The following is a 23,045-nucleotide window of genomic DNA, read 5'->3' on the forward strand; positions in this document are numbered from 1 at the left end:
CGGAGCCGCTCTATGACAACCGTTGCACAGCTTCTGAAAACCAAACCGAACCACACCACCGTTTTCACGATCGGAGCCGACGACTCCGTCTATGAAGCGATCAGGCTGATGGCCGACAAGGGCATTGGCGCGCTGGTCGTGACAGATGGCGACAGCATCGCAGGAATCGTCACGGAGCGCGACTATGCGCGCAAGGTCGTGTTGATGGACCGGTCGTCGAAGGCCACGCCGGTGCGCGAAATCATGAGCAAAGCGGTGCGCTTCGTACGCCCGGACCAGACCACCGACGACTGCATGGCGCTCATGACCGAGCGGCGCATGCGCCATCTGCCGGTCATCGAGAATGATCGGCTCGTCGGCATGGTGTCGATTGGCGACCTGGTGAAGAACATCATTGCCGAACAGCAGTTCACCATCCAGCAGCTCGAGTTCTACATTCATGGCGAGCGTCCCTGAGGGATCGCGCCTGCCGCATGTCAGTCCGCATTTCGGCCCGCATGTCAGCCTGTCAGCAGCAAAAAAAGCCCAATCGCTGAGCGGTTGGGCGAAGCTACCTTGCGGCAGCGGAGGTTCGAGGGATTCTGAACGGCCCTTCTGACGCCGGGCCGTCGGGATGCCGAGCCTCCCGAGGTTGTGCATCTGCCGCCTGCTCATGCAGGCGCAAGAGTGGGCGCGCGCATCGGTTGCCTCATCCGGAGAAGTGCCTGGCCGGCCGCGGCGCGGCTTCGTGATAGCGGAGCGTGCCGGTCACGACTCGAAAGCGCAAAGCGGCGCATTCACATCCACCGCTTTGCTGTCCTTCGGTCACCCGGCTTCCGCGTTCGCGGCTATCGGGTTGCAGCGCGGACATCCATCCGGGCCGCTGGCGACGGACCTGAGACTGTCCGTCGCGACCCGATGCGCCTGGCGCGCCGCTTAGTTGCCAAGCCCAGTTGCCGAGCTTAGTTGCCGAGCTTAGCTGCCCTGCTTAGTTGCCGAAGTAGACCGACTTCGGACCCGTCATCGGCTCACGCACGCCGCCGGCTTGCGACGAGCCGCTCGTCACGCCGCCGTAGCCGCTCGTGTCGGCGACCGGCAACTGGGTCTGCGCGACTGCCGGGTTTTGTTCCTGCACGCGGCGTTCGGCGGCCTGGACATCGGCCGGATAGTTCGGGTCGTTGCTCACAGCCGGGTTATAGCCTGCCCGTTCCAGCTGGATCAGCTCGTTGCGCACTTCGGCGCGGGTGACCGGTTGCTGGCTCGACTGCGCAAACGATGCGACCGGAGCGGCGAGAACGGCTGCAATGGCGACTGCCTTGATAAGCGATTTCATGATTATTACCTCCAGACTTGGTCTTATTTGCCGCGCTTGCCACACCATGTGGAAGCGAGTGATTCCAGTCTAGTCACCGGCACACCAAGGGAAAACCCCTATTTGTGAGATACATAATTGTCGTAGCTGAAAAAATGTGACGAAATTGCCGGCTGGCGGATGCAGCGCGCATCGCGGCCGTAATAATGGCGAGCAGCGTCGATCAAACCGGCCGATTCCAGGGCGAAACATGCTGATCAAGCTCCCTGTCTGGGCTCCGTGATCGGGCTCGCTGACCGGCCTGACTGACCGCCCGTGCGCTCGCCGCACGCTGCCTTCACGCTGCCGGGTCGTCGCCAAAGTCCGCATGCGGGGCGACAAGCAGTTTGCGCGGGCCGCTCACAAACGCGCTGCCGGGCTCGAAAAAGCGCAGCGGACGATGCATCTCGCGGGACAACCCAATGCGCGTGGTCACGCCGACAGGCGCCTCGCCCGTTTCGATCACGCCGATCCACAGCTCGCGGCCTGTGCACAGGTCGTAGCCGTCATACGACGGGCCGATGCCGAGCGCCACGGTCAGACGCCCCGGCCCGCGCGCGAGATCGCGCAGCGGCACGCCGGGCCGGCGCGCTTCCATGAGCGGCAGGCCCTCGAGCGGCTCGACGGCGCGAATCAACACGCCCGCGCCCACGTCCTGCGCTTCTGCGGACATATTGAGCATGTACGAAACTCCGTAGGTCAGCCTCACGTACGCGTGGCCCGGCGCGAGAAACAACGAGTTGTTGTAGTGGCGACGCCCAATGAAAGCGTGGCTCGTCGAATCGCCTATCGGATACGCCTCGGTCTCGACGATACGGCCACTCATGCGCCCCTGCGGCGTGTCGTGCACGAGATATTTGCCGATCATGAAGCGCGCGAGTTCTGCCGCGCCAACCGGCAAATCGTCACGCGACAACGGGATGATAGGAAGCTGCGATTTGCGCATGCGCTAAGCCTTGCCTTTGCGTAGATATGGATACGTTGCGTGCTGCATGGGCCCCGGCCCCTTCGGCCATTTGCCGCAAGGGCCACGCCGGGTCTGCGACACGGTCCCGTGGCGCTGCAACGCCTTGCAGCCAACGGCGAAACCGGCGAGACCGTTGTAGCGACGCCTCATTCGTGACACCGCGGACCTCATTCTGGAACCAATTGAGGTATCGTGTTCTTCCGGCTAAGAGCAGCTCCCGGCCGGCCGCGTGGCTCCGGCCCGCTCCAGCAGCTTCCGGGCCCGTCGGCCTCACGCATTCGCAAGATCCGCAGCAACGTCCTTCGCGTTCCATCCCGCTGTACCCGTAGTGCAAGCAAACGGTCCCACCAAGGGACCAGCCAATTCACGACAAGGAGAACTCGCATGAAAGCATCCACGGCAATGAAGATGGTCGGCGGCGCGCTGATCGTACTGGCGTCGCTCAACGCATCCGCGCAAAGCAGCGACGCGGCGGCTGCGCCGGCGGCGGCGGCTTCGTCCGCGGCGACCGGCAAGCAGGCCAAGGCCGCCAACCGTGCGCTCGGCCGCAAAGTCCGCGGCGCGCTCGCCAAGACCAAGGGCCTGAGCGTCGCCAACATCAGCGTGCGTGCGCGCGGCGGTGCAGTGACGCTGGCCGGCTCGGTGCCCGACCAGTCGCAAGTCGACATCGCGACGCAAGCCGCACAAGGCGTAGCGGGTGTCACGTCGGTCAAGAACGCTTTGACGGTTCGTCCGGTCGGCCAATAACGCAACGCAGGGCCACACAGGGCCAAGCCGGCGCCGCCAGGGCGTCGGCGGCCCTGGTTGGCGGTGCCCGAAGGTCCGCTTGCGACGACACGTGCGTCCGCCGGACCGCACGGCGGCGAGCCCGGTTGTCAGACCGCGCCGCCTGCCGGCCGCCGAATGTACCTCATGCACGCGGACCCCAGCAGTTCGCCTACACTCAGCGGCCGAACGCCCGCCGCGACCTTTCCTTCCCGAAGAATAGACGTTAAGATTCAACGCATTACGCGACAGTCTTAATGCGTCGACTCAAGACTTTGCGCGCCCATCGCCCGTAGAACGCCGGCGCGTCGCACCTTCAGGAAAGCACAGACAAAGGAAGCCGATGACCACCCCCGCGACCGTCTTGCCCCGCTGGACTCTGGCCGTGCCGGTCGTCGCGTGGATCGTGCTTGCCGCGGCCTATGCGTTGCCGGCCAATGGACTGCTGCTCGCCCTGGTGGGCCTCGCACTGTGCTCGGCGGTGTTTGCGGCCGTGCATCATGCAGAAGTGGTCGCGCACCGCGTCGGCGAACCGTTCGGCACGCTGGTGCTGGCGGTTGCGGTCACCGTGATCGAGGTCGCGCTGATCGTCTCGGTCATGCTGACCTCCGGCCCCGAGAAAGCCGGACTCGCGCGCGACACGGTGTTTGCCGCTGTCATGATCGTCTGCAACGGCATTGTCGGACTGTGCCTGCTGGTGGGCGGCATTCGCCATCGCGAGCAGGATTTCCAGATTCGCGGGGCGGCTGCGGCGCTCGCCGTGCTCGCGTCCTTATCCGTGCTGACGCTCGTCATGCCGAACTACACCACGACTCATGCCGGTCCGGTGCTGTCGTCGTCGCAACTGGCGTTCGCCGGGGTGTCGTCGCTCGTGCTGTATGGCGTGTTCGTGTTCGTGCAGACGGTGCGGCACCGCGACTACTTTCTCGCCGACGTGCCCGACGAAAACGTACACGCCGCGCCGCCTCGCACCGCGCTTGCGCTCACGAGCGGCGGCTTGTTGCTGGTGTGCCTGGTGGCGGTCGTGCTGCTCGCCAAGCTATTGTCGCCGGTAGTCGAGACAGCGGTTGCAAACGCGGGCGCGCCGCCGGCGGTGGTCGGCATCGTGATCGCCGCGCTCGTGCTGTTGCCCGAAGGCCTCGCCGCGGTTCGCGCGGCGCGCGCCGACCGCTTGCAGAACAGTCTGAATCTCGCACTCGGCTCGGCTCTCGCCAGTATCGGCCTGACCATTCCGACCGTAGCGGGCGTCTTTCTGGCGACGGGCCAACCGCTCGTGCTCGGCATCAACGGCAAGGAAACCGTGCTGCTGTTGCTGACGCTACTGGTCGGCACACTCACGCTCAGCACCGGGCGCACGACGATCCTGCAAGGCGCGGTGCACCTGTCGCTGTTCGCCGCCTATCTGTTCCTCTCGTTCGCGCCCTGACGCATTGCCTTCGACGCGGGCCCACGCTCACTCTTCCCAATGCGCCGCGATCCAGTCGCGAAAGAGCTTCAGCTTCTGCTGATGCGCGACCGAGTCCGGATACACGAAATAGTAACGCCACCCGGTCTTGAGCACGGTGTCAAAGGGCCGAATGAGACGCCGTGCGGCCACGTCTTCGTCGATCAGCGCGAGATCGCTGATGGCCACCCCGAAGCCCTGCAACGCAGCGTTGGTCGCCATGTCGAGCGTGTCGAAGCTCGGACCGTGTTCGGCATCGATGGCGCGCGCGTTGACAGGGTCCGTTTCGGCAACCTTCGCGAGCCACATCTTCCAGTCGCGATGATCGCGGGTCGGATGCAGTAGCGTATGACGCGCCAGATCGCCGAGCGCGGCGAGCGGCTTGTCCTTCAGCAGATCGGGCGCGCACACCGGTGTCAGCCGCTCCTCGAAGAGCGGCACCGCCTGCACGTCCGCTCCCGGCGACGAGCCATAAATGATGGCCGCATCGAACTGCTCCAGCTGGAAGTCGACGTCGTGCTGCCATGTCGTGGTGATCTGCACGTGCAGTTCCGGATACTCGGTCTGAAAGCGCATGATTTTCGGCAACATCCAGCGCATCACACAGGTCGGCACCTTCAGCGCGAGATCTGTGCGCTGCCGTGTGAGGCGTAGCGAGATCTCCTCGATGCGCGCGAAACTTTCCTTTACCGCTGGCAGCAGCAACTCGCCTTCGGCGGTGAGCGTGAGGCCCTTGGCGTGACGCTTGAACAGCGGGAACTTGTAGTAGTCCTCGAGCGCGATGATCTGCCGGCTCACCGCTCCCTGCGTGAGACACAAATGGTCGGCGGCGCGCGTGAAGCTGCGATGGCGCGCCACCGTTTCGAAAATCTGCAGTGCGTTGAGCGGCGGAAGTCGTCGCATCTAAGTGTCCGGATAAGAAAAAGTCATTCTGGCGGCACGCTGGCAGCCTCTCGCGCCGCACCCGCCGGCCCCACAGGATACGCGATTGCGCCCAGCGCGACGAATTGCGGCGGACCCTGGCCGCATGCGTGCGGCTCATACGTCAGGCGACGCGCGGCTTCGTTCACCGCACCGCGCGGCGGCGGCACTCGATGCCGGGCGCATGAGCTTACGTCATGGCCTCCATGCGGATATTTCGTTTGTTGAGGGATTTTGGCAAACCTAGAGTCCAGCTCATTCCAATCCGCGTTTTACGACAGAGGACAAACCATGAACCAGCCCAAGCCCGTTCAACCGAAGTCGACCGCGCGCCGCGCGTTCGCCACTCTCGCCGCGGCGCTCGCCGTCACCGCCGCCGGCGCGCTGAGCGCGTTCTCGCCGGCCGCCCATGCCGATGCGCTGGACAACATCGCCAAAACGGGCACAGTGCGCATTGGCGTGTTCATGGACTACCCGCCGTTCGGCTCGATCGGCCCCGACATGAAGCCGATGGGCTACGACATCGACGTGGCCAATCTGATTGGCCGCGCGCTCAACGCCAAGGTGGAACTCGTGCAAGTGACGGGCGACAACCGCATGGCCTATCTCGCCGACCACAAGGCGGACATGCTGCTGTCCGTGGGCCAGACGCCGGAACGCGAAAAGGTGATCGACTTCTCGAAACCCTACGCGCCCTACTATCTCGCCGTATTCGGGCCCAAAGCGCTGCCCGTGAAAAATGCCGCCGACCTCGCCGGCAAGTCCATTTCGGTGGCACGCGGCACGCTCGAAGACCTGAGCGTCACGAAAATCGCGCCGCCCACGGCGAACATCAAACGTTTCGACGATCCGAACGGAGCAATTTCGGCGTTTATTTCTGGTCAGGTACAGTTGATGGTCGTCGGCAACGACGTGGGCGCCACGATTCTCGCGCGTCATCCCGCGAACGATCCCGAGCAGAAGTTCTCACTGTTCAGCTCGCCGGACCACGTCGGGCTGAACAAGAACGAGCCGCGCCTGAAGCAGAAAGTCGACGAAACCATTGCCAAGGCTCGCAGCGACGGCACCATGAACGCGATCTCGCAGAAATGGTTGCGCGCACCGCTGCCTGCCGACCTCTGAATTTACGGTACGGAGTTTGACCTCACGATGAGCGCCCAGTCATGACCTATGCGTTCGATTTCAGCGGCTTCGGCCTCTATGCGGGCATGCTCGCGCACGGCGTGGCCGTCACGCTCGCGCTGACCGCCGTCTCGACGTTGCTCGGCGGCCTGCTCGGCATTGCCGGCGCGAGCGTCGCGGTGGCCGGCCCCGCATGGGCGCGCTGGGTGGTGGCGAGTTACGTGGAGTTGATCCGCAACACGCCATTCATCGTGCAGCTCTTTTTCGTGTTCTTCGGCCTGCCGAGCCTCGGCATTCATATCGACGAAATCGAGGCCGCGATTCTGGCGATGACGGTCAACCTCGGCGCCTACGCGATCGAGATCGTGCGCGCGGGCATCGATTCGATCTCGCGCGGCCAGATTCAGGCGGCCCAGGCGCTCGGCCTGCACGGGCGCCAGGTGTTTCGCTACGTCGTGCTGCCGCAGGCGCTCGCCAACGTGTTTCCCGCGCTGCTAAGCCAGGTGCTGATCGTGATGCTGGGTTCGGCGGTCGTGTCGCAGATCTCCGTGCCCGACCTCACCTATGCGGCCAACTTCATCCAGTCGCGCAACTTCCGCTCGTTCGAAAGCTACGTGATTATCACCGCGACGTATCTGCTGCTCTCCATCGCGCTGCGCCAGATTCTCAACCGGTTTGGACGCGGCCTGTTCGCCGGGCGAGCCGCGCGCGGGTCTGAAAGCGCGCCGCGCGGCTGGCGCGCGCGCCTCATGTGGCGAGCTCCCCGCACTCTGCCGACGGAGCGTTGATCATGGTCGAATTCACCCTTTGGGACATCGCCCGCAACCTGCTGCTGGCCGCGCGCTGGACGGTGCTGCTCTCGCTGATTGCGTTCGTCGGCGGCGGCCTGGTGGGCCTTTTGCTGCTCGCAATGCGCGTGTCGCCTGTCGCCTGGCTGCGCCGCATCGTCGTGCTGTACGTGGAAGTGTTTCAGGGCACGCCGCTGCTCATGCAACTGTTTCTCGCCTTTTTCGGCTTGCCGCTCGTCGGTGTGGACGTATCGCCGTGGGTCGCGGCCACGGTCACGTTGACGCTTTATACGAGCGCGTATCTGGTCGACATCTGGCGCGGCTGCGTGGAAGCCGTGCCGCGCGGTCAGTGGGCCGCGGGCGCGAGTCTCGGCATGACGTTCGGCCAGCAGTTGCGCTATATCGTCTGGCCGCAGGCGCTGAAAATCGCCGTCGCGCCAACGGTCGGTTTTCTCGTACAGGTGGTCAAGAGCACGGCGCTTGCGTCGATCATCGGCTTCACGGAATTGACCAAGACCGGCACGATGATCACCAACGCAGCGTTCCGCCCGTTCCCCATCTACGGCATGGTCGCGATGATCTACTTTGCGATGTGCTTTCCGCTCACGTGGTATGCACGTGTGCTGGAAAAGCGCAACAAGGTGGGCCAGCATCGTTAGCCACCCACGCCGCGGCACGAGCGCCAACTCACGGCTCGCGCAATGAAAAAGCGTCAACCGCCGCGAGACGGTTGACGCTTTTTTCATGTGCCGCTGGTCGACCAGACGAACCGGTGCTAACGCGCAGCTTGTGTCGACTTGCGCAGCTTCGCTACCTCGGCGGCCGTGACTGCCGGCGCGCCGTTGTTCCAGCCGGCGCGCACGAAAGTGAGCACGTCGGCGATCTGCTGATCGTTGAGCACCGGCGCGTACTTCGGCATTGGATACGGCGCGGGAATGCCGCCGATCACCAGATCCTCGGTGCCGTTGAGCGTGACGTTGATCAGCGACGACGCGTCTTTCTCCAGCACGTTCGGATTGCCGGCAAGCGGCGCGAGCATCGGCGCGAAGCCGCGCCCGTCGACGCCGTGGCAGTGCATGCAGTACGCAGTGTAGACGCGCGCACCGGCATCGTTTGCCGCACGGTTGAGCGACACCCTGGTTGCTTGCGGATCGTACGTGTAAGGCGGCGCGCCGTTGCCGCCGGCCGGCGGCAGCGACTTCAGGTACGTCGTCATTGCCGCGATGTCGGCATCGTTCAGCGCCTGCATGCTGTTGTTGATCACGCTCGTCATCGAGCCGAATGCGGACGCGTGCCGATTCGCGCCGGTCTTCAGGAACGCCTGCAAGTCCTGATCGCTCCAGCGCCCGAGGCCGACGTTATGCTCGCCCGTCAGGTTGGCTGCGAACCAGCCGTCGAGCAGGCCGCCGCTCAGAAACGCGCTGCCGCTTTCGTCGAGCGCCTTCTCCTGGAACGCAATGCCGCGCGGCGTATGGCACGAGCCGCAATGCCCCAGCCCCTGGATCAGATACGCGCCGCGATTCCACGCAACGTCTTTGCCCGGCTTGTTCTGATAGACGCCCTTCTCGAGGAACACCATGTTCCAGAGCTTGAGCGGCCAGCGCATGTTCATCGGCCACTTGATGTCCGACTCGCGATTGGCCTGCTGCACCGGCGCGACGCCGCTCATGAAAAACGCGTAGAGCGCCCTCATGTCTTCGTCGTTGACCTTCGCATACGACGGATACGGCATGGCCGGATACAGGTTGTGCCCGTCTTTCGCGACGCCTTCGCGCATGGCTCGCGCGAAGTCCTGCTCCGTGTAGCGGCCAATGCCGGTTTGCGGGTCCGGCGTGATGTTGGTCGTGTAGATCTGGCCCATCGGCGTGTTCATCGGCAGGCCGCCCGCGAACGGCTTGCCTTTCGGGGCGGTGTGACACGCCACGCAATCGCCTGCCTTCGCGAGGTAGGCGCCGCGTTGGACCAGCGCCGGGTCCGCTGCCGTTGCTCCCGTTGTTGCCGCCGTGGCCGTCGCGGCCTGCATCAGCAGCGGCAATGCCATGCCCAGCGCCGCGCCGAAACCCTTCAACGTGCTTTTCATATCGGGCTCCCGTTAAGCGGTTTGCAACTGGCTGCCGACCGGCAATTGCCGCAGACGCTTGCCGGTCGCCGCGAAAATCGCGTTGGTCAACGCCGGCGCGAGGGCCGCCGTGCCAGGTTCGCCGATGCCGCCCGGCGCCTCGCTGCTCTTCACGATATGCACGTCGATAGGCGGCGTCTGGTCGATGCGCAGCATCCGGTAGTCGGTGAAGTTGTTCTGCTGGACGCGGCCGTCCTTGATGGTGATCTCGCTATAAAGCGCCCCCGTAATGCCGAAGATGATGCCGCCTTGCACCTGCGCCTCGACCGTGTTCGGATTGACCACCATGCCGCAATCCACCGCGCACACCACACGCTTGACCGCCACCTCGCCCTGTTCGACCGCGACCTCGACGACAATCGCAAAGTAGCTGCCGAACGCGTGCATGACCGACACGCCGCGCCCCTGGCCTGTGGGCAGCGTGCTGCCCCAGTTGGCTGCCTGCGCAGCGGTGTTGAGCACGTTCAGCGCGCGCGGCGTCTTGCCAAGCAGATCGCGCCGGTATTTGACCGGGTCGACCTTCGCTTCGGCCGCGAGTTCGTCGATGAAGCTTTCCACCACGAAGGTGCTGCGCGTCGGGCCGACGCCACGCCAGAACGCGGTGGGAATTGCGCGCGGCTCCTGACGCACGTAGTCGACCAGCTGGTTCGGCAAGTCGTACGGCAGGTCCGCGGCCACTTCAACGGCGTCGGGATCGACCCCGTTCTTGAAGGCGGGCGGCGCGAAACGCGCGAGGATCGACGAGCCGACAATGCGGTGCTGCCAGGCAAGCGGCTTGCCGTTCGCGTCGAGACCCGCGGAGATCTTGTCGTAGTAGTACGGGCGATACATGTCGTGCTGGATGTCTTCTTCACGGGTCCACAGCACTTTGACGGGCGCCGATACCTGCCGGGCGATCTTGACCGCCTGCGTGACCATGTCGAATTCCAGCCGCCGTCCAAAACCGCCGCCGATCAGATGGTTGTGCACGATGATCTTGTCGGCCGGCAAGCCGGTGACGGCCATCGCCGCGTCGCGCACGCGCGTGGGGACTTGCGAGCCGAGCCAGATTTCGCAACTGTCGGGCCGCACGTGTACCGTGCAGTTGATCGGCTCCATCGTGGCGTGTGCGAGGAACGGCTGCTGGTAGATCACATCGACGCGCTTCTTCGCGTTCGAAAAAGCCTGCGCAACGTCGCCTTCCTTGCGCGCTACCGCGCCGTCGCGTTGCGACGCATGCGCGAGATCGTCGACGATCTGCTTCATCGAAACACTGCCGTTTTCGCCTTCGTTCCACTTGATGTCGAGCGCCTGCAAGCCCCGTTTGGCGGCCCACGTATGGTCGCCGATCACCGCGACCGCGTTGTCGATCTTCACGACCTGACGCACGCCCGGAATCTTCTTCGCGTGGGTGTCGTCGACGCTCGCGAGCGTGCCGCCGAACACCGGACAATTGGCGATGGCCGCGTAGACCATGTCGGGCACGCGCACGTCGAGACCGAAGCGGGCGGTGCCGTCCACTTTTTCCGGAGAATCGAGGCGCTTGACCGCGGTGCCGACAATCTTGAAGTCCTTCGGATTTTTCAGCGGCACGTTCTGCGGCGCGGGCAATTTCGCGGCCGCCTCCACCAGTTGACCGTAACCGATGCTGCGGTTGCTGGCCGCATGAATAACCTGACCGGCCTGCGCATGACAGCTTGCCGCGTCCACCTGCCATTGCTGCGCGGCCGCGTTGATGAGCAGCGTGCGGGCCGTCGCGCCGGCCCGGCGCATCGGCTCCCACGCATAGCGGATCGACGTCGAACCGCCGGTGAGCTGGCCGCCGAGCAGCGGGTCCATGAAGAGCTTTTCGTCAGGCGGCGCATGATCGAGCGTGACGGTGTCGAGCGGTACTTCCAGTTCCTCCGCAATCAGCATCGGAATGGAGGTGTACACACCCTGCCCCATTTCGACCTTGGGAATAATCAGCGTGACCTTGCCTGCCGTGTCGATCTGAATGAACGCGTTCGGTGCAAACACACCGTTTTGAGGCGCTTCGTTCCCGTCGCCGCCGATCACGGACTTGCCCGCCTTCTGATCCTGACTGACGGCCGGCACGCTGAAGCCGAGCAGCAGACCGCCGCCCGCCATCGCGCCCACGCTCACTCCGAGCTTGAGGAACGTGCGGCGCGACAAGCCGCGCGGTTCATGTGATTCGGCTTGCGGACGCTTTGCGTCGCGATGTGCATCGAGCAATCCTTGCGACATGTCAGACTCCCTTCGCCGCGTGCTTGATGGCCGCGCGGATGCGGTTGTAGGTGCCGCAGCGGCAGATGTTGCCGGCCATGGCGGCGTCGATGTCCGCATCGCTGGGATTGGGGTTGCTCGCAATCAGCGAGGCCGCCGACATGACCTGGCCCGACTGGCAGTAGCCACATTGCACGACGTCGAGTTGACGCCACGCCTGCTGCACCTTCTGTCCGGCGGGCGTATTGCCGACCGCTTCGATAGTGGTGATTTTCTTGTCGCCGACAGCCGCCGCCGGCAGCACGCACGAGCGCACCGCCACGCCGTCCAGATGCACCGTGCACGCGCCGCACTGGGCAATGCCGCAACCGAACTTCGTTCCGGTCAGACCGACGAGGTCGCGCAAGACCCACAGGAGTGGCATGTCAGGTGGCGCGTCGACGGTATGCGTCTCGCCGTTGATGTTGAACGTTGTCATGAGCGGTTCCTTGTGGGGTAATCGTTATTCGGCTCTTTAGACCAGCATGCCGACCAAAAGGCAATGACTTGTCGCGTTTATTCGAGAGTCCGGACTAATGCGCAATGTCCATGCGCAGCTCGCTGGAGGCGTCGCTGCACGGGTGCACTGTGAGGGTCCGGCGATTGTAGCCGTGCGTAAAAAAGTTCGCCTGGAAGGTGCCCAAGCTCATTCGGCTCGCGCAGATTCCCGCAAATAATTGCGTGAATCGGGAGCCCCGGTCGTACGTCTCGGGGATGGCTCGGTCCGGCGCTCACGCGGCGGTCGCAACCACTGCAGGGAAACGAACCGGCACAGGAAGGGGTTGAAACTTGCGCGAGTCTGCCCCCAGGCGGTGCCTGGGTGGCCTCGCCGTCATGTGCCCGGACTCAGGACGACAAGCGTTGGCGGACGCAGCAGACCGATATGCGAGGTAATCGCGATCCTAGCCCTGCATCATGCGCAGGATATAGTCCTTGCGCTCCTCGTCGTCCTTATAGAGGTGGTACACATAGGCGAGCGGGTCTTCATCCTGGTCGCGCTCGGGAGCGAACTTGTTGAAAGTCGGATCGTGAGCCCACCATGCTTCATATTCGACGCTGAATTCATTGATGGCGAATGTCGTGGTTTTCTTCTGGAAGTCATGGCCATAGCTAACATTGCTAGCCGGGCCGATTTCCCATCGTTGCGCGTCGACTTGAAGGTACATCCGTCCGTCTTCCGCATACTGCACGAACGTCTTGCCCTCGACCGGGAACGCGAAACCACGCACGGGCAATGCTTCCGATCCGGTAGCAGGCGTCAGACGGCCTGTGGGCTTTTCCAGCACCAGGCGCGGTCTGTTCGGCAGCGTGCGCACGACGATTTGTGTTTCTCTCATTTGACTTTCGCGATGCCTGTGAGAATGTCCATGGACGGGTTGGTGCGGGTTGCGCTTTGTATTATCTGTTGAGGTGTTTTCCCGCTCTCGATCAAATACTCGTAGCTCGGCCCCATCTTGTCGCCATACCTGGCGAGGTTGCGCGCGTACACGCCCGGCAACTGCTCTTCCGTGTAGTAAGAAAGACGGTCGGCGTTGCGACTGTTGGTTATCTGCCGAGCTATCTCCTCATCAGGCACCCCAGCGCTTCTCTGATCGGCGATCCAGGCCTCTTTCTGCTCCATACCCTCGTGATAACTGATCCGCTTCGCAGTCGCACCCGCCGTTGCTTCGGGATCGGTCCAGTCTACACCCCACTTCGACTGATGAAACTCGGTGCCTTCCTTCGGCATGTACCCGTAGACGCCAGCCGAGTTGGGCTCGAGGTCAGCGGGCACCTTATCAACCGTATAGTCAAAGCGCGAAACAGGCGTGGCGACAGGCTCTTTGGGCGTTTCAAGCACAGCGACGGGAACGGGCTCTTTGGGCGCCTCGAGCATGCCTGCGCCCTTGCCCGCGAGTCCGCCGCCAACGAGCGATCCACCCAGCATCGACCACTTCTGGCCATCCGAACCCTCGCCGAAAATAGCACCGCCGACCGCGGAGCCGAGTTCCCCGCCGAGGAATCCGCCTGCTGCGCCGATCAGGCCGACAACGGGCCCCGCGAGCACAACCGCCGCAGCAATACCAACCCCGAGCATCGCCCAGTTCATCCAGGCCGGAACCTCGGGGCTGATATCGTCGGTCGTCTGGCGGGCGCCGCCGATGAACACATTCGGCGAGCCGTCACTGATGACCGCGCTGCAGGCAAGCATATCCTCCTTGCGGCTTGCGGGCTGGCTGTTGATAAAGACGGTGCTCGAACCCTGGGCAACGACCTGAGGGGCGCCTGAGTGGTCATTACAAAGCCCGTTACTGATGTGCGCGCGTATCGCTGAGCGGCTATTGATGAAGACGTTTGGCGACCCTGATATCAGACTGCCTGTAACGTGCCGCGGCGCCCACGACATGGTGCCCAGTACTTCGCCGATACCACCACCGGCAGCAGCTCCCGCTGCGACTGCGGCCAGCGCGATCAATGCTGTGCCGCCTGTGAGTGCTACGACTGCTGCGCCAAGCAATGCGCCACCTATCAGACCGGCGAGCATCCAGCCTTTTGAAGCGGTGTGCGCCACCGGGTCTCCGAGTCGGGCTGCGGCGAGTAGCGAGTCCATCAGCTAGCCGCCGGTTTCATGAGTCCAGAAACGGACATGTCAGCCAGATAACGGCGCACGGCGTCGACGCTGGTCAGACTGCTGATGCCGCTCACGCTACGTACGGCGTCGAGTCTATCGACAAGACGAGAGTGAGTCGCCGCGTCGAGAGTCCAGAACATGTAGCGGTCGCCATCCGGATGAGCCCAGCCTTCCCCAGGTTCTGTTGTCCGCTGAAGCCCGATCGGCGCCCCGGTGTGATCGAAGAACGCGACCTTGGGGTCGAGTGCGTCCGCGATGTCATAGCCGAAGAGTTGCGACAACCTGGGCACGACCACCAGCGACCCGTCGACCTCCCGCAGAACGAAGATCAGCCCGTCCGCGTCTGCAGGGAGCATACGGCTCGCGAACGATACAGCGCTTCGCTCGGCAAGTTTCACGCTCGTGACCAGCTTCTGGTATTCCTCTGTCCACTCCGCCGTAAAGCCGTTGGGGCACGTGCCGATGAAACTGATTGCGCGCCGTGTCTTGTGCGAGGGTCCCCGCGCCATCACCACGGTCTGTCGCTGGTGCAACGGTGTACCCTGCGAGACCCATATATAGTCCACCTCGCGCGCCGTCTCACCGTCGACCTCCCTTGCTCGCAAGTTTTTCAGTTCGAACCGGGGCAGCGTTTGGCGCATTTGCTGGACTAGCTTATGCGCGAACGTATCTACCGTATCGCTTTCATCCATATCCGCGCGTGACACGACAAAGGTGAAGGCGTTACTACCGTTGCGCTCCACGGTGAACAGGTGCATGGTGCCGTCCTTGAACTGCTCGGGCAGATCGATGGAGGCATCGTTCATCTGGTAACTGGACATGGTTTTCTATCCGCTGCTTCTGGTTTGCATCTCGGCTGCCAGGATGCGCTTTGCGATCGCCTCGATGCGGTTTGCTGGTGGCGAGTCGGGACCGACGAGGCGCAGTCCGGCATACCCATTCCATGTGCGTCTCATTCCAGCGCCCCGCGTATTCGTCTCAGGCACCTCTCACGCCGTCGGCCACTTTCCACCTGCGCTGATTACTTTCTTGCGTATCGCCGCGATACGCTCGAGCTGCGGGGAGCCTTTTGGCGTGCTGTCAAGCTCGATCTTAAGCACCTTGGCGTATGTCACGCCAACGTCATTGACGACGGTTGGGTCGGCCTTGTGCGATAGCAGATAGTCAACGGAGTCCCATTGACGGATCTGGGTGGCTCCGAAAATCGCGGTATTGCCAAGCGAATCCTTGATATTCACGTTGGCATTGTTTTCCACGAGCACGCGCAATTGAGGTAAGAGATTGTCTTCCGCAACTGCGAAAAGAAGAGGGGTGTCCCCGTCATATCTCAGGTCAGGGCTCATGCCTCCTGCAAGGAGCGCCTTGAGCAGAGCGGGCGAGTCAGCGCGGGCGGCGATATATGCGACGTTGCCTTTGCTTTGACCAAATGGCTGCTCCGGTTTGGCACCATGGCGGACCAGTTCGCTAACGATCTGGTAGCGCACATTGTCTGCGTCGGTTTTGACGGGGACCGTTTCCTGGACGGCGAACGCAAGCATCGTCATTTCTTTCTTGCCTACCAGGCTCAAGTCGACCTTCGGTATCAGGTCCCTTGTACGCGCGAGATCGCCGTCACGGATAGCACGCGCTAGCTCGAGTTCAACGCCAGAGAAAAAGTCTTCTGGAGGATACCGTTTGAAGGTGGACATGTGTGTTTCCTGTGCCTGAGTAGGCCACCAAATTGGGCTTGTGACGCACACTGCGATAGCGGCTGCCCCCGCAATGGCCAGTTTTCGATATTTCATTTAGTGCGATCCTAGAATCTGAAGCAGCGACGACTGTTGGTCTGCAACCGTTGATTCCATTCCAGCATTGACCTGCGCCATCTTGTGGCGGGACAGCGTCGTCATCGCGCTGCCCGGGATATCGATCTGCTCGCCCACAGCCTTTGGCATGACTGACGCTGTGGCGTCACTGATCGGACCAAGTTTCCCTTCCTGCAATCCAGTCAGGATGTCGCCGTCGACGCGGTAATTGGTTATCGAAGCGCGGACCGGTGTCGCTCCGTACAGTGAGAGTGTCCCGGAATTCAATCCCGCGGCGTTAAAGGTCGTTGCGCTCGACCCGCTTGCCTCTGCGGCCGCTGACGCGAGGCCACCACCGAGCGAGTGACCCGTGAGGTCAAGATCCGAAGCATTGCCCGAGGCTTGCACGGTCTTGCCTATTTTTACTGCCCGCCCGTAATAGGCGGACTCGTGGCCCTGACCTTGTGCGATGTTATTCGACATGTCCTCACCCGTCAGCTGTTCGGTACCTTTGAACGCCACCGTTGGCTTCATGCTGTCGCCGAACACAGCGGGGTCAGGCGCATACGCCTGTGCCCCGAAGTTGCTTCCCGGTATGGACAGATCTGCCGGCCGCAGGCCGAATTTCTTCAAAGCCTCAGGATCATTGCTGATGTTCGACCATCCGGGCGGCGCGGTACCTGGCGAATACACTGCGTCCGCGAGCTTCGCCATCTGCTGCGCCTTCACAGATGCCTGCAGCCGCTTTGCGGCGTCGCGCACCTTAGGATCGGGGCTCGCCAGGCCCGCCGCGATGATCGCCTGCTGCTGTGCCCACTGAATGGCCAACGCCTGATCCGGCGTCACGAACAGGCCCTGATTCAGGTGGATTACCGGTCCGTCAAGGAAAATTCCGCTCTGGTTGATCAGGATGCTCGACGCGCCGTGCGACAGCTTGATACTGTCGGGCTTCATCGTGATGATGCTTGAGCCCACGCGATGCTCTATCTGGTCTGTTGCCTGATGCGTCTGGTTGCCAGGCCCAGCCTCACCGCCGACCGCTTTCGTATCGATCGTATTAGCCGTCGTCGCGCGCGCCTTTGCGATTGTCTCCGTCAAGCTGCCTTTGGCAATGTCTTTCGTTTCATCGCCTGCGTGCAGCCGCACGAGCCGGTTGCCGCCTTCGATAGAGCGGGTTTCACTATCCTTGATAACGGCATTCAGGTCCTTTTGTGCATGGACGAAAACCTCTTCCGAGCCCGCGACATCCGAAAACTTCAGTTCGTTGAATCCGTCGCCGTTTATCGTCTTGCTGCGAAACCCCATGGTTCGGCCAGCCGTGTCGTGGTATGGGTTCGCTTTCTCGCCGTTGAACACTCGGCCCACGATGATGGGATTGTCCGGGTCCCCCTCATTAAATGCTACAAGTACCTCCTGCCCCGTGCGCGGCATCGCCGAGCCGCCCCAGCCTCCGCCGGCCCATGACTGGGCCACACGCACCCACATTGAGTCGCTGCCATCCTGCCTGCCGCGGCGGTCCCAGAAAAAATGCACCTTCACCGAGCTGCCGTCGGTGTGGACCTCGGCACCTTTCGGGCCGACTACTACCGCCGACTGGGTGCCGTACATGTAAGGCTTTGGCGTACGACGCTCCGGCCGATAAGGGATGTCCACCGGCAGGCAAGAGAACGAATTCCGGTATGGAAACTCGTTCGACTCGTGGGTGTAGTCGTTAGCGGCTTCGTGCCGCACGTGAAGAAGTACGAAGTCCTTGTTGTTGTACGCAGACACGGGATGATTAACGAGCTTGAACTTCAAGCCCGGGGCAAGCTTCTGAACGTACGACGCTCCATTGAAATGATGGGCTTGCGCCTCCTCCGCTTCCATTGCGAAACGTGCGTAACGTTCACCGTCCTCGCCGTGATCGTATAGCGAATGATATTCGTATCTCTCGGTGTTCTGAATGCTCGGATTTCGGAGAGTGGACGGCACCTCGACATGAAGGAGCGGCGTAGACGGCGTGCGATGGTTGAAATCGCGATAGGTGATTTTGCCGACGCGGAAACTGAACGCCTCGTTCCATTGTGATATGCCGTTCTTCTCGCTGGCGGCACTATCCGCGTAGAACGGAATCTCCGTCAAATCATCGATGCCGCGAAAGCCAGCATTACTGTCCGTTATCACGAGGACATGCCTGTCCTTCTCATGGCGAACCCACCAGATGATGCCTTCCTGCTCCATCAGCCGGGCAACGAAATTGAAGTACGACTCCCGATACATGACAATGTACTCAAAGGGCTTATAAGTCCCCTGAAGATCGAGCTCGAAGTCGGTAAAGCCGAACTCGGAAAATATTTCCGTCAAAATATCGGGCGGCGTCTTATCTTGGAAAATCCTACAGTCCGTCGAGCGTGTCAAAAACCATAACCACGGAACGACCGTCATTTCATATCGGGTTACCGTGCCGGAATTTCCGACTCGCGAGAAGGAAATTACGAAACCGTGAAAATAACGCTCCGTCGCAGCGTTGCCCTTTGCGGACAGCGCCGACACCACGCCGGACCGCTCAGCGGTTAGTGAGACTGAAACGACCTGGCCCACTAGCGAATCAATCGGAATGTCACGCTTTTGGGAGATAAGGTCGAGATGAATCTCAGACAGTTGATTGAGGTATTCGTCCGCAACGAGCGCCGTTACCAACAACACGTCCGGCCCGAGCGGCGTCCGGACGGACATGAACCGGTTTTGTTGAGTGAGAACGGGCTTGCTTGCCAGCGTATTGATTGCGTCGGCAACCGCGGCAGGCGTCTTGCCGATAAGGCTGGACGCCGTCTGAGCTAATTGAACCGCGCGCGCCGCCTGGTTGACCACGCCGGCAGCCGAGGGGCTGATCGCGCCCACGTTGCTCGCGAGTCCTGCGAGCGATCCCGCACTCCCCAATACCCCGGCAACAGAGCCTCCGCTGCCAGATATCCCATCGCTTGCGTTATTGAAACTCATAATGCCCCCAGCGCGGCAAATGCCGATTTTGTTCTTGGCGCTTTTGCGCAGGCGGAATATTACGCTAACATTTGATTCCCAAAAACTACCCGCGGGAATTTTTAGTGGGAAGAGTGTAACAAAAACGTTAAATGTCGTCGGCTGATCCGATTGATTGATTAAGACGAGATTCGGTAGCCGGCCTATCGACTGGCTTAGGCACAATGGCTCTTAATCCGGGAATGCGGTTTGGTTTAGTTGAAGTCTGAGCGTCAGGACAACACTTACTGCCTGAGCGATCAGATTCGAGACGAACCTGTGGGCCAGCGCGAACTGGCCGGGCAGCTTCAGCGTTCGCCTCGTATTAAAGCGAACAAGTCATCACGATGTGCACTCGTCTGCCGTCTGTTGTTAACCGCATGTGAAAGACATTGCCGGACCCCGTCCAGCATCTGGTTTCCACAATGCATTATGTTGTAGTGCAAAAGTACCAGCCCGAGCGTTCACGCCGAGCCGCAGTGCAAATCACCGCGCCAACGACACCACGCCATTGCAACAGGCACCCGACGCGGCCCGTAGAGCGTATTTTTGTTAGCATGGACGCGACCGCACTGACCATCCGACGGAGACGCATCATGAACGACCAGCAATGCACCCAGTTCCTCTCGGATATTCGCAGGCCGCTGCTTGCGCTGCACAAGGCGATACTCGATCATGAGCGCGCGGCGTATGAAAAAGAGTTCGGCCCGGTCACGCCCGCAGCGTTTCTGCAAGTGCTGATCAACGGCTCGGGGTTCCGCTGGCTTACGCCGCTTTCCACGATCATCGCGAACGTCGACGAGATACTCGACGACAAGGAAGCCGATTCCGCGGACCGCCTCGCCGCGGTCGAAGCGGTCACCGGCCTCTTTTCCGCGGACCAGCCAAATAATATTTTCTTGCCGCGTTATCTGCCTCTATTGCAGGCCGATCTGGGCATTCTGCATCTGCATGGGCAGGTGTCGCAGGTGCTGCGCGGCGCGCAGACCAAGTAGACCGCTCCTGTTCACTGCCGCTCACAGCCGCTATTGTCACCGTCTCTCTCACTGCCATGACCGACTGGCCACTTCCCGAGACCTACACGTTCCGCGATCAGACCGTGCGCTTTGCGGTGACCGGAACCGGACCGCCGCTCGTGCTCGTGCACGGCACGCCGTTCTCGTCCTATGTGTGGCATCGCATTGCGCCTCATCTGGCACAGGTTCGCACGGTTCATTATTACGATCTGCTCGGCTATGGCCAGTCGCAGATGAGCGATGGGCAAGACGTGTCGCTCGGCGTCCAGAACGTCTTGCTCGCCGAGCTGCTCGCCCACTGGCAAGTCAAGAGCCCGGACGTAATCGCGCATGATTTTGGCGGCGCGACTTCGTTGCGCGCGCATCTTATCGACGGTTGCGAGTATCGCAGCCTGACGCTCGTCGATCCTGTCGCACTCGCGCCGTGGGGCTCGCCATTCGTGCAGCACGTGCGCCGGCACGGCGATGCGTTCGCCGGCTTGCCGCCCTACGTTCATGAAGCCGTGGTACGCGCCTATGTGCGTGGTGCGATTGCACGCGACATCACGGACAAAGAACTTGCGCCCTATGTCACGCCGTGGCTCGGCGCAACAGGGCAAGCCGCGTTTTACAGGCAAATCGCGCAAATGGACCAGCGCTATACCGACGAAGTCGAGCCGCGCTACTCGCAGCTACGCTGTCCAACGCAGATTCTCTGGGGCGAAGAGGATCAGTGGATTCCGCTGGAACGCGGTCGGCGCCTTGCCGGGGCGATTCCCGAGGCGCGTTTTCAGGCCGTACCGCGAGCGGGCCATCTGGTGCAGGAGGACGCGCCCGAGGCCATCGTCGCGGCGGCGCTGAGGTGGCTCGACTGACGCCGCCGCGTCGTGCGCGCAACGCTGCGTTAGCCTCGTCCTTGCGGCAGATATGGCATCGGATCGACAGGCTTGCCGTCGCGACGCAATTCGAAGCCGACTGACACGCGCGAATTGTTTTCGTCGCCCATTTCGGCAATCTGCTGCCCCTGCCGAACGATGTCGCCAGTTTTGACCAGCAGCTTGCGGTTATGCGAATACGCGGTCAGAAAGTCCTTGTTGTGCTGCACGATGATCAGACTGCCGTAACTGTTCAAGCCCGTGCCGGCGTACATGACCTTGCCGTCGGCGGCCGCACGAACCGGGTCGCCCGGCTTGCCGGCAATCTCGATGCCGCGCGTCTCGCCCGGCTGAAACGCTTCGACGACCCGGCCGCCGGCAGGCCATGCGAGCGCCACGCTGTTCGCCCGGCGCGTGACCTGTTGCGCGACTTCGCGCGCTTCTGCGGCGCTGGGCGCTTGTGCTACCGGCGAGCTTGCCGATCCCGCCGCGCCAGGAGCCTGCGTGGGCGACGCGGCTTGCGTGGCAGCGGGAACCTGCGCGGTTGACGCACCTTGCGTGGCAGCGGCAGCTTTTGCCGCTGCCGCTGCGGCATTGACCGCCTGCACGGTTTCCGGCGATGCGACGCGCAACACCTGGCCGTTCTTGAGCCGCGAAGACGCTTTCAGTCCATTCCACGCCTGCAACTGCTTGACGCTGCAATGGTGACGCTGCGCGATGCGCGCGAGCGTGTCGCCGCGCTTCACACGATAGACGAGCGGCGGCGCCTTGCTGGTCGGCGCAGCCTGCGCCGCGCGCCCTTGGCTAGCGGTATTCGCCGACGCGGGCGCTCCGCCCGCGCCTTGCGCGCCGATTGCACCTGCCGCGGACACACCCGACGCCGCCGATGCCGCTTCGCCCTGCCCGGACTGCTGTCCGACATTGGCGCAACCGCTCATTGCGAGCGCGAGCCAGGCGCCGGCGACGCCCATCACCATTGCTCTGTCGAAGCGCTTTCCAATCATGTTCGACTCCTGCTTGTTCTGTCGGCGGGCTGGACTCCGCCTTCCCACCTTGCCGCCTGACCGACTGACCGCGATGCGCGCGGTTCACCAGTCGTGCTCTTCGCGTGGCGATCCGGCGAGCGTCTTGCGACCGTCACCGTTGGCTGGCCGGCTAGCCCCGCCGGTTCTCCGACTTCCCGACTCTTCGACTAGCCGGTCACGACGGCGGCGGCTTGGGGCGCTCAAGGCCGCCACTTCGCGCGGACGGGACGAGATTGCGATTAAATTTCCAGCGGGATTGTAAAGTGGGTTTAACACAAACCGCAGTGCGTCAAACAGTCTGATACAAACTTTACGCACCGCCTTTTGAGCATAGCGTTGTGCGCACAACCATTACGCGAGGCCCAATGCAACGCCGCCGACACCGACCCCACCTGCATAACGGCACGCCCGTGCCAGAACTTGAGTCGCCGGTTCCCGGAGCGCGATGCCCCGGGCGCTACGGGTCGAACACGTGTCGGCGCGCGAGTGCGCTCACCGCAGGGCTCGCGCCCATGCTTTAGGATTTTTCCGAAGCTGGATTAGGAAACGGACGATAGGTTGCAAAGCGCAAAAAAAATATTCTTAGGCCTTCCCTAAAGTTGACCGGCGGCGCAACGCCCGGTCGATGACTCAACGGAACACCTTCCCTTCAGAATATTTTTGCTTCGTCAGCCTGCATCCGGGCGATGAAGAAGTCGAGGCTCAAGTGGATTCTCTTACATCAGCCAACCGCTTCATGGGCGGTTTTTTCTTTGGCGCCATAGTCACTACGGTCATCATGGTGCTGCTTTGCGTGGGCGGCGAATTTTCGCCCTTCATGGCAAAACTGCACGCGCTCGAGCAGGTCATCGCGACGGTCGTGATTGCACTGCTTATCTCCGATACCAAGCCGCTTCTGTATAAAACCGTGTGGAGCGAGCGCCGCAGCAGCTTCATTCTCGACGAAGACCTCAACGCAACATTGCGCGGCAGAACCTTTGGCATTCCCGCCGGCGTGATGGTCGGCATTCTGGTTCAAAATCTTCTGACTGCTTGAACACTCAGTCACGCGCACCGCG

General features: G+C 62.3%; 21 protein-coding genes. 9 read left to right on the top strand and 12 right to left on the bottom strand.

Translation table 11 applies throughout. The features are described 5' to 3' along the window. Positions 1 to 12: 12 nt before the first annotated feature. Complete coding sequence (locus JNB89_RS13230) at positions 13 to 456, top strand: CBS domain-containing protein (RefSeq protein ID WP_013343216.1); 444 nt, start codon at positions 13 to 15, stop codon at positions 454 to 456. Between the two features lie 511 nt (positions 457 to 967). On the opposite strand, the gene JNB89_RS13235 is transcribed toward JNB89_RS13230, so the two are convergent. Both JNB89_RS13235 and JNB89_RS13240 read right to left on the bottom strand, forming a co-directional pair. Then, positions 968 to 1,312: a DUF4148 domain-containing protein gene (locus JNB89_RS13235; protein WP_013343215.1), complete on the bottom strand. Its 345-nt coding sequence runs from the start codon at positions 1,310 to 1,312 to the stop codon at positions 968 to 970. Between the two features lie 316 nt (positions 1,313 to 1,628). Next, on the bottom strand, positions 1,629 to 2,276 hold the full coding sequence (locus JNB89_RS13240) for a DNA-3-methyladenine glycosylase (RefSeq protein ID WP_013343214.1): 648 nt from the start codon (positions 2,274 to 2,276) through the stop codon (positions 1,629 to 1,631). Positions 2,277 to 2,681: 405 nt separating this feature from the next. On the opposite strand from JNB89_RS13240, the gene JNB89_RS13245 reads away from it, so the two are divergent. After that, on the top strand, positions 2,682 to 3,044 hold the full coding sequence (locus JNB89_RS13245; protein WP_013343213.1) for a BON domain-containing protein: 363 nt from the start codon (positions 2,682 to 2,684) through the stop codon (positions 3,042 to 3,044). A 361-nt stretch (positions 3,045 to 3,405) separates the two neighbouring features. Next, a complete protein-coding gene (locus tag JNB89_RS13250) occupies positions 3,406 to 4,488 on the top strand; it encodes a calcium:proton antiporter (RefSeq protein WP_220362458.1) in 1,083 nt (360 codons plus the stop codon). A 27-nt stretch (positions 4,489 to 4,515) separates the two neighbouring features. Here JNB89_RS13250 and JNB89_RS13255 read toward each other — a convergent pair whose 3' ends face one another. Continuing rightward, a complete protein-coding gene (locus JNB89_RS13255; RefSeq protein WP_220362459.1) occupies positions 4,516 to 5,409 on the bottom strand; it encodes a LysR substrate-binding domain-containing protein in 894 nt (297 codons plus the stop codon). Between the two features lie 309 nt (positions 5,410 to 5,718). On the opposite strand from JNB89_RS13255, the gene JNB89_RS13260 reads away from it, so the two are divergent. From JNB89_RS13260 to JNB89_RS13270, 3 genes are read left to right on the top strand one after another with little or no spacing between them, the layout of a single operon-like run. Further along, positions 5,719 to 6,549, top strand: coding sequence for a transporter substrate-binding domain-containing protein (locus tag JNB89_RS13260; RefSeq protein ID WP_013343210.1), 831 nt, complete (start codon positions 5,719 to 5,721; stop codon positions 6,547 to 6,549). A 41-nt stretch (positions 6,550 to 6,590) separates the two neighbouring features. Then, the gene (locus JNB89_RS13265) at positions 6,591 to 7,337 is read left to right on the top strand and encodes an amino acid ABC transporter permease (protein WP_220362460.1); all 747 of its coding nucleotides are present in this window, start codon (positions 6,591 to 6,593) and stop codon (positions 7,335 to 7,337) included. Between the two features lie 2 nt (positions 7,338 to 7,339). Next, the gene (locus tag JNB89_RS13270) at positions 7,340 to 7,996 is read left to right on the top strand and encodes an amino acid ABC transporter permease (protein WP_013343208.1); all 657 of its coding nucleotides are present in this window, start codon (positions 7,340 to 7,342) and stop codon (positions 7,994 to 7,996) included. A 116-nt stretch (positions 7,997 to 8,112) separates the two neighbouring features. On the opposite strand, the gene JNB89_RS13275 is transcribed toward JNB89_RS13270, so the two are convergent. The 8 genes from JNB89_RS13275 to JNB89_RS13310 form a co-directional block, all read right to left on the bottom strand. Beyond that, positions 8,113 to 9,417: a c-type cytochrome gene (locus JNB89_RS13275; protein ID WP_220362461.1), complete on the bottom strand. Its 1,305-nt coding sequence runs from the start codon at positions 9,415 to 9,417 to the stop codon at positions 8,113 to 8,115. A gap of 12 nt (positions 9,418 to 9,429) precedes the next feature. Next, the gene (locus JNB89_RS13280; RefSeq protein WP_218741707.1) at positions 9,430 to 11,682 is read right to left on the bottom strand and encodes a xanthine dehydrogenase family protein molybdopterin-binding subunit; all 2,253 of its coding nucleotides are present in this window, start codon (positions 11,680 to 11,682) and stop codon (positions 9,430 to 9,432) included. A gap of 1 nt (position 11,683) precedes the next feature. Further along, positions 11,684 to 12,139, bottom strand: a complete 456-nt coding sequence (locus JNB89_RS13285) for a (2Fe-2S)-binding protein (protein WP_006053023.1) — start codon at positions 12,137 to 12,139, stop codon at positions 11,684 to 11,686. 463 nt (positions 12,140 to 12,602) lie between these two features. Beyond that, on the bottom strand, positions 12,603 to 13,037 hold the full coding sequence (locus JNB89_RS13290; RefSeq protein WP_013343205.1) for a hypothetical protein: 435 nt from the start codon (positions 13,035 to 13,037) through the stop codon (positions 12,603 to 12,605). Then, entirely contained in the window at positions 13,034 to 14,290 is a 1,257-nt protein-coding gene (locus JNB89_RS13295) for a PAAR domain-containing protein (protein ID WP_135895020.1), read from the bottom strand. The genes JNB89_RS13290 and JNB89_RS13295 overlap by 4 nt, the downstream gene beginning before the upstream one ends. After that, entirely contained in the window at positions 14,290 to 15,132 is an 843-nt protein-coding gene (locus JNB89_RS13300; protein WP_220362462.1) for a DcrB-related protein, read from the bottom strand. Before JNB89_RS13300 ends, JNB89_RS13295 begins: the two co-directional genes overlap by 1 nt. Before the next feature lie 168 nt (positions 15,133 to 15,300). Further along, on the bottom strand, positions 15,301 to 15,999 hold the full coding sequence (locus tag JNB89_RS13305) for an ankyrin repeat domain-containing protein (RefSeq protein ID WP_167507907.1): 699 nt from the start codon (positions 15,997 to 15,999) through the stop codon (positions 15,301 to 15,303). A gap of 96 nt (positions 16,000 to 16,095) precedes the next feature. Then, complete coding sequence (locus JNB89_RS13310) at positions 16,096 to 19,074, bottom strand: type VI secretion system Vgr family protein (RefSeq protein ID WP_223216744.1); 2,979 nt, start codon at positions 19,072 to 19,074, stop codon at positions 16,096 to 16,098. A gap of 614 nt (positions 19,075 to 19,688) precedes the next feature. On the opposite strand from JNB89_RS13310, the gene JNB89_RS13315 reads away from it, so the two are divergent. Further along, positions 19,689 to 20,087, top strand: a complete 399-nt coding sequence (locus JNB89_RS13315; protein ID WP_220362464.1) for a hypothetical protein — start codon at positions 19,689 to 19,691, stop codon at positions 20,085 to 20,087. A gap of 56 nt (positions 20,088 to 20,143) precedes the next feature. Further along, complete coding sequence (locus JNB89_RS13320; RefSeq protein ID WP_135895023.1) at positions 20,144 to 20,962, top strand: alpha/beta fold hydrolase; 819 nt, start codon at positions 20,144 to 20,146, stop codon at positions 20,960 to 20,962. 29 nt (positions 20,963 to 20,991) lie between these two features. On the opposite strand, the gene JNB89_RS13325 is transcribed toward JNB89_RS13320, so the two are convergent. After that, on the bottom strand, positions 20,992 to 21,966 hold the full coding sequence (locus tag JNB89_RS13325; protein ID WP_220362465.1) for a peptidoglycan DD-metalloendopeptidase family protein: 975 nt from the start codon (positions 21,964 to 21,966) through the stop codon (positions 20,992 to 20,994). A gap of 646 nt (positions 21,967 to 22,612) precedes the next feature. Here JNB89_RS13325 and JNB89_RS13330 point away from each other — a divergent pair. After that, positions 22,613 to 23,023 (top strand): hypothetical protein, encoded by a 411-nt coding sequence (locus JNB89_RS13330; protein WP_223216745.1) that lies wholly within the window; start codon positions 22,613 to 22,615, stop codon positions 23,021 to 23,023. Positions 23,024 to 23,045: the final 22 nt, after the last annotated feature.

The sequence above is a fragment of the Paraburkholderia phenoliruptrix genome (assembly GCF_019511605.1).
Lineage (GTDB): Bacteria > Pseudomonadota > Gammaproteobacteria > Burkholderiales > Burkholderiaceae > Paraburkholderia > Paraburkholderia phenoliruptrix_A.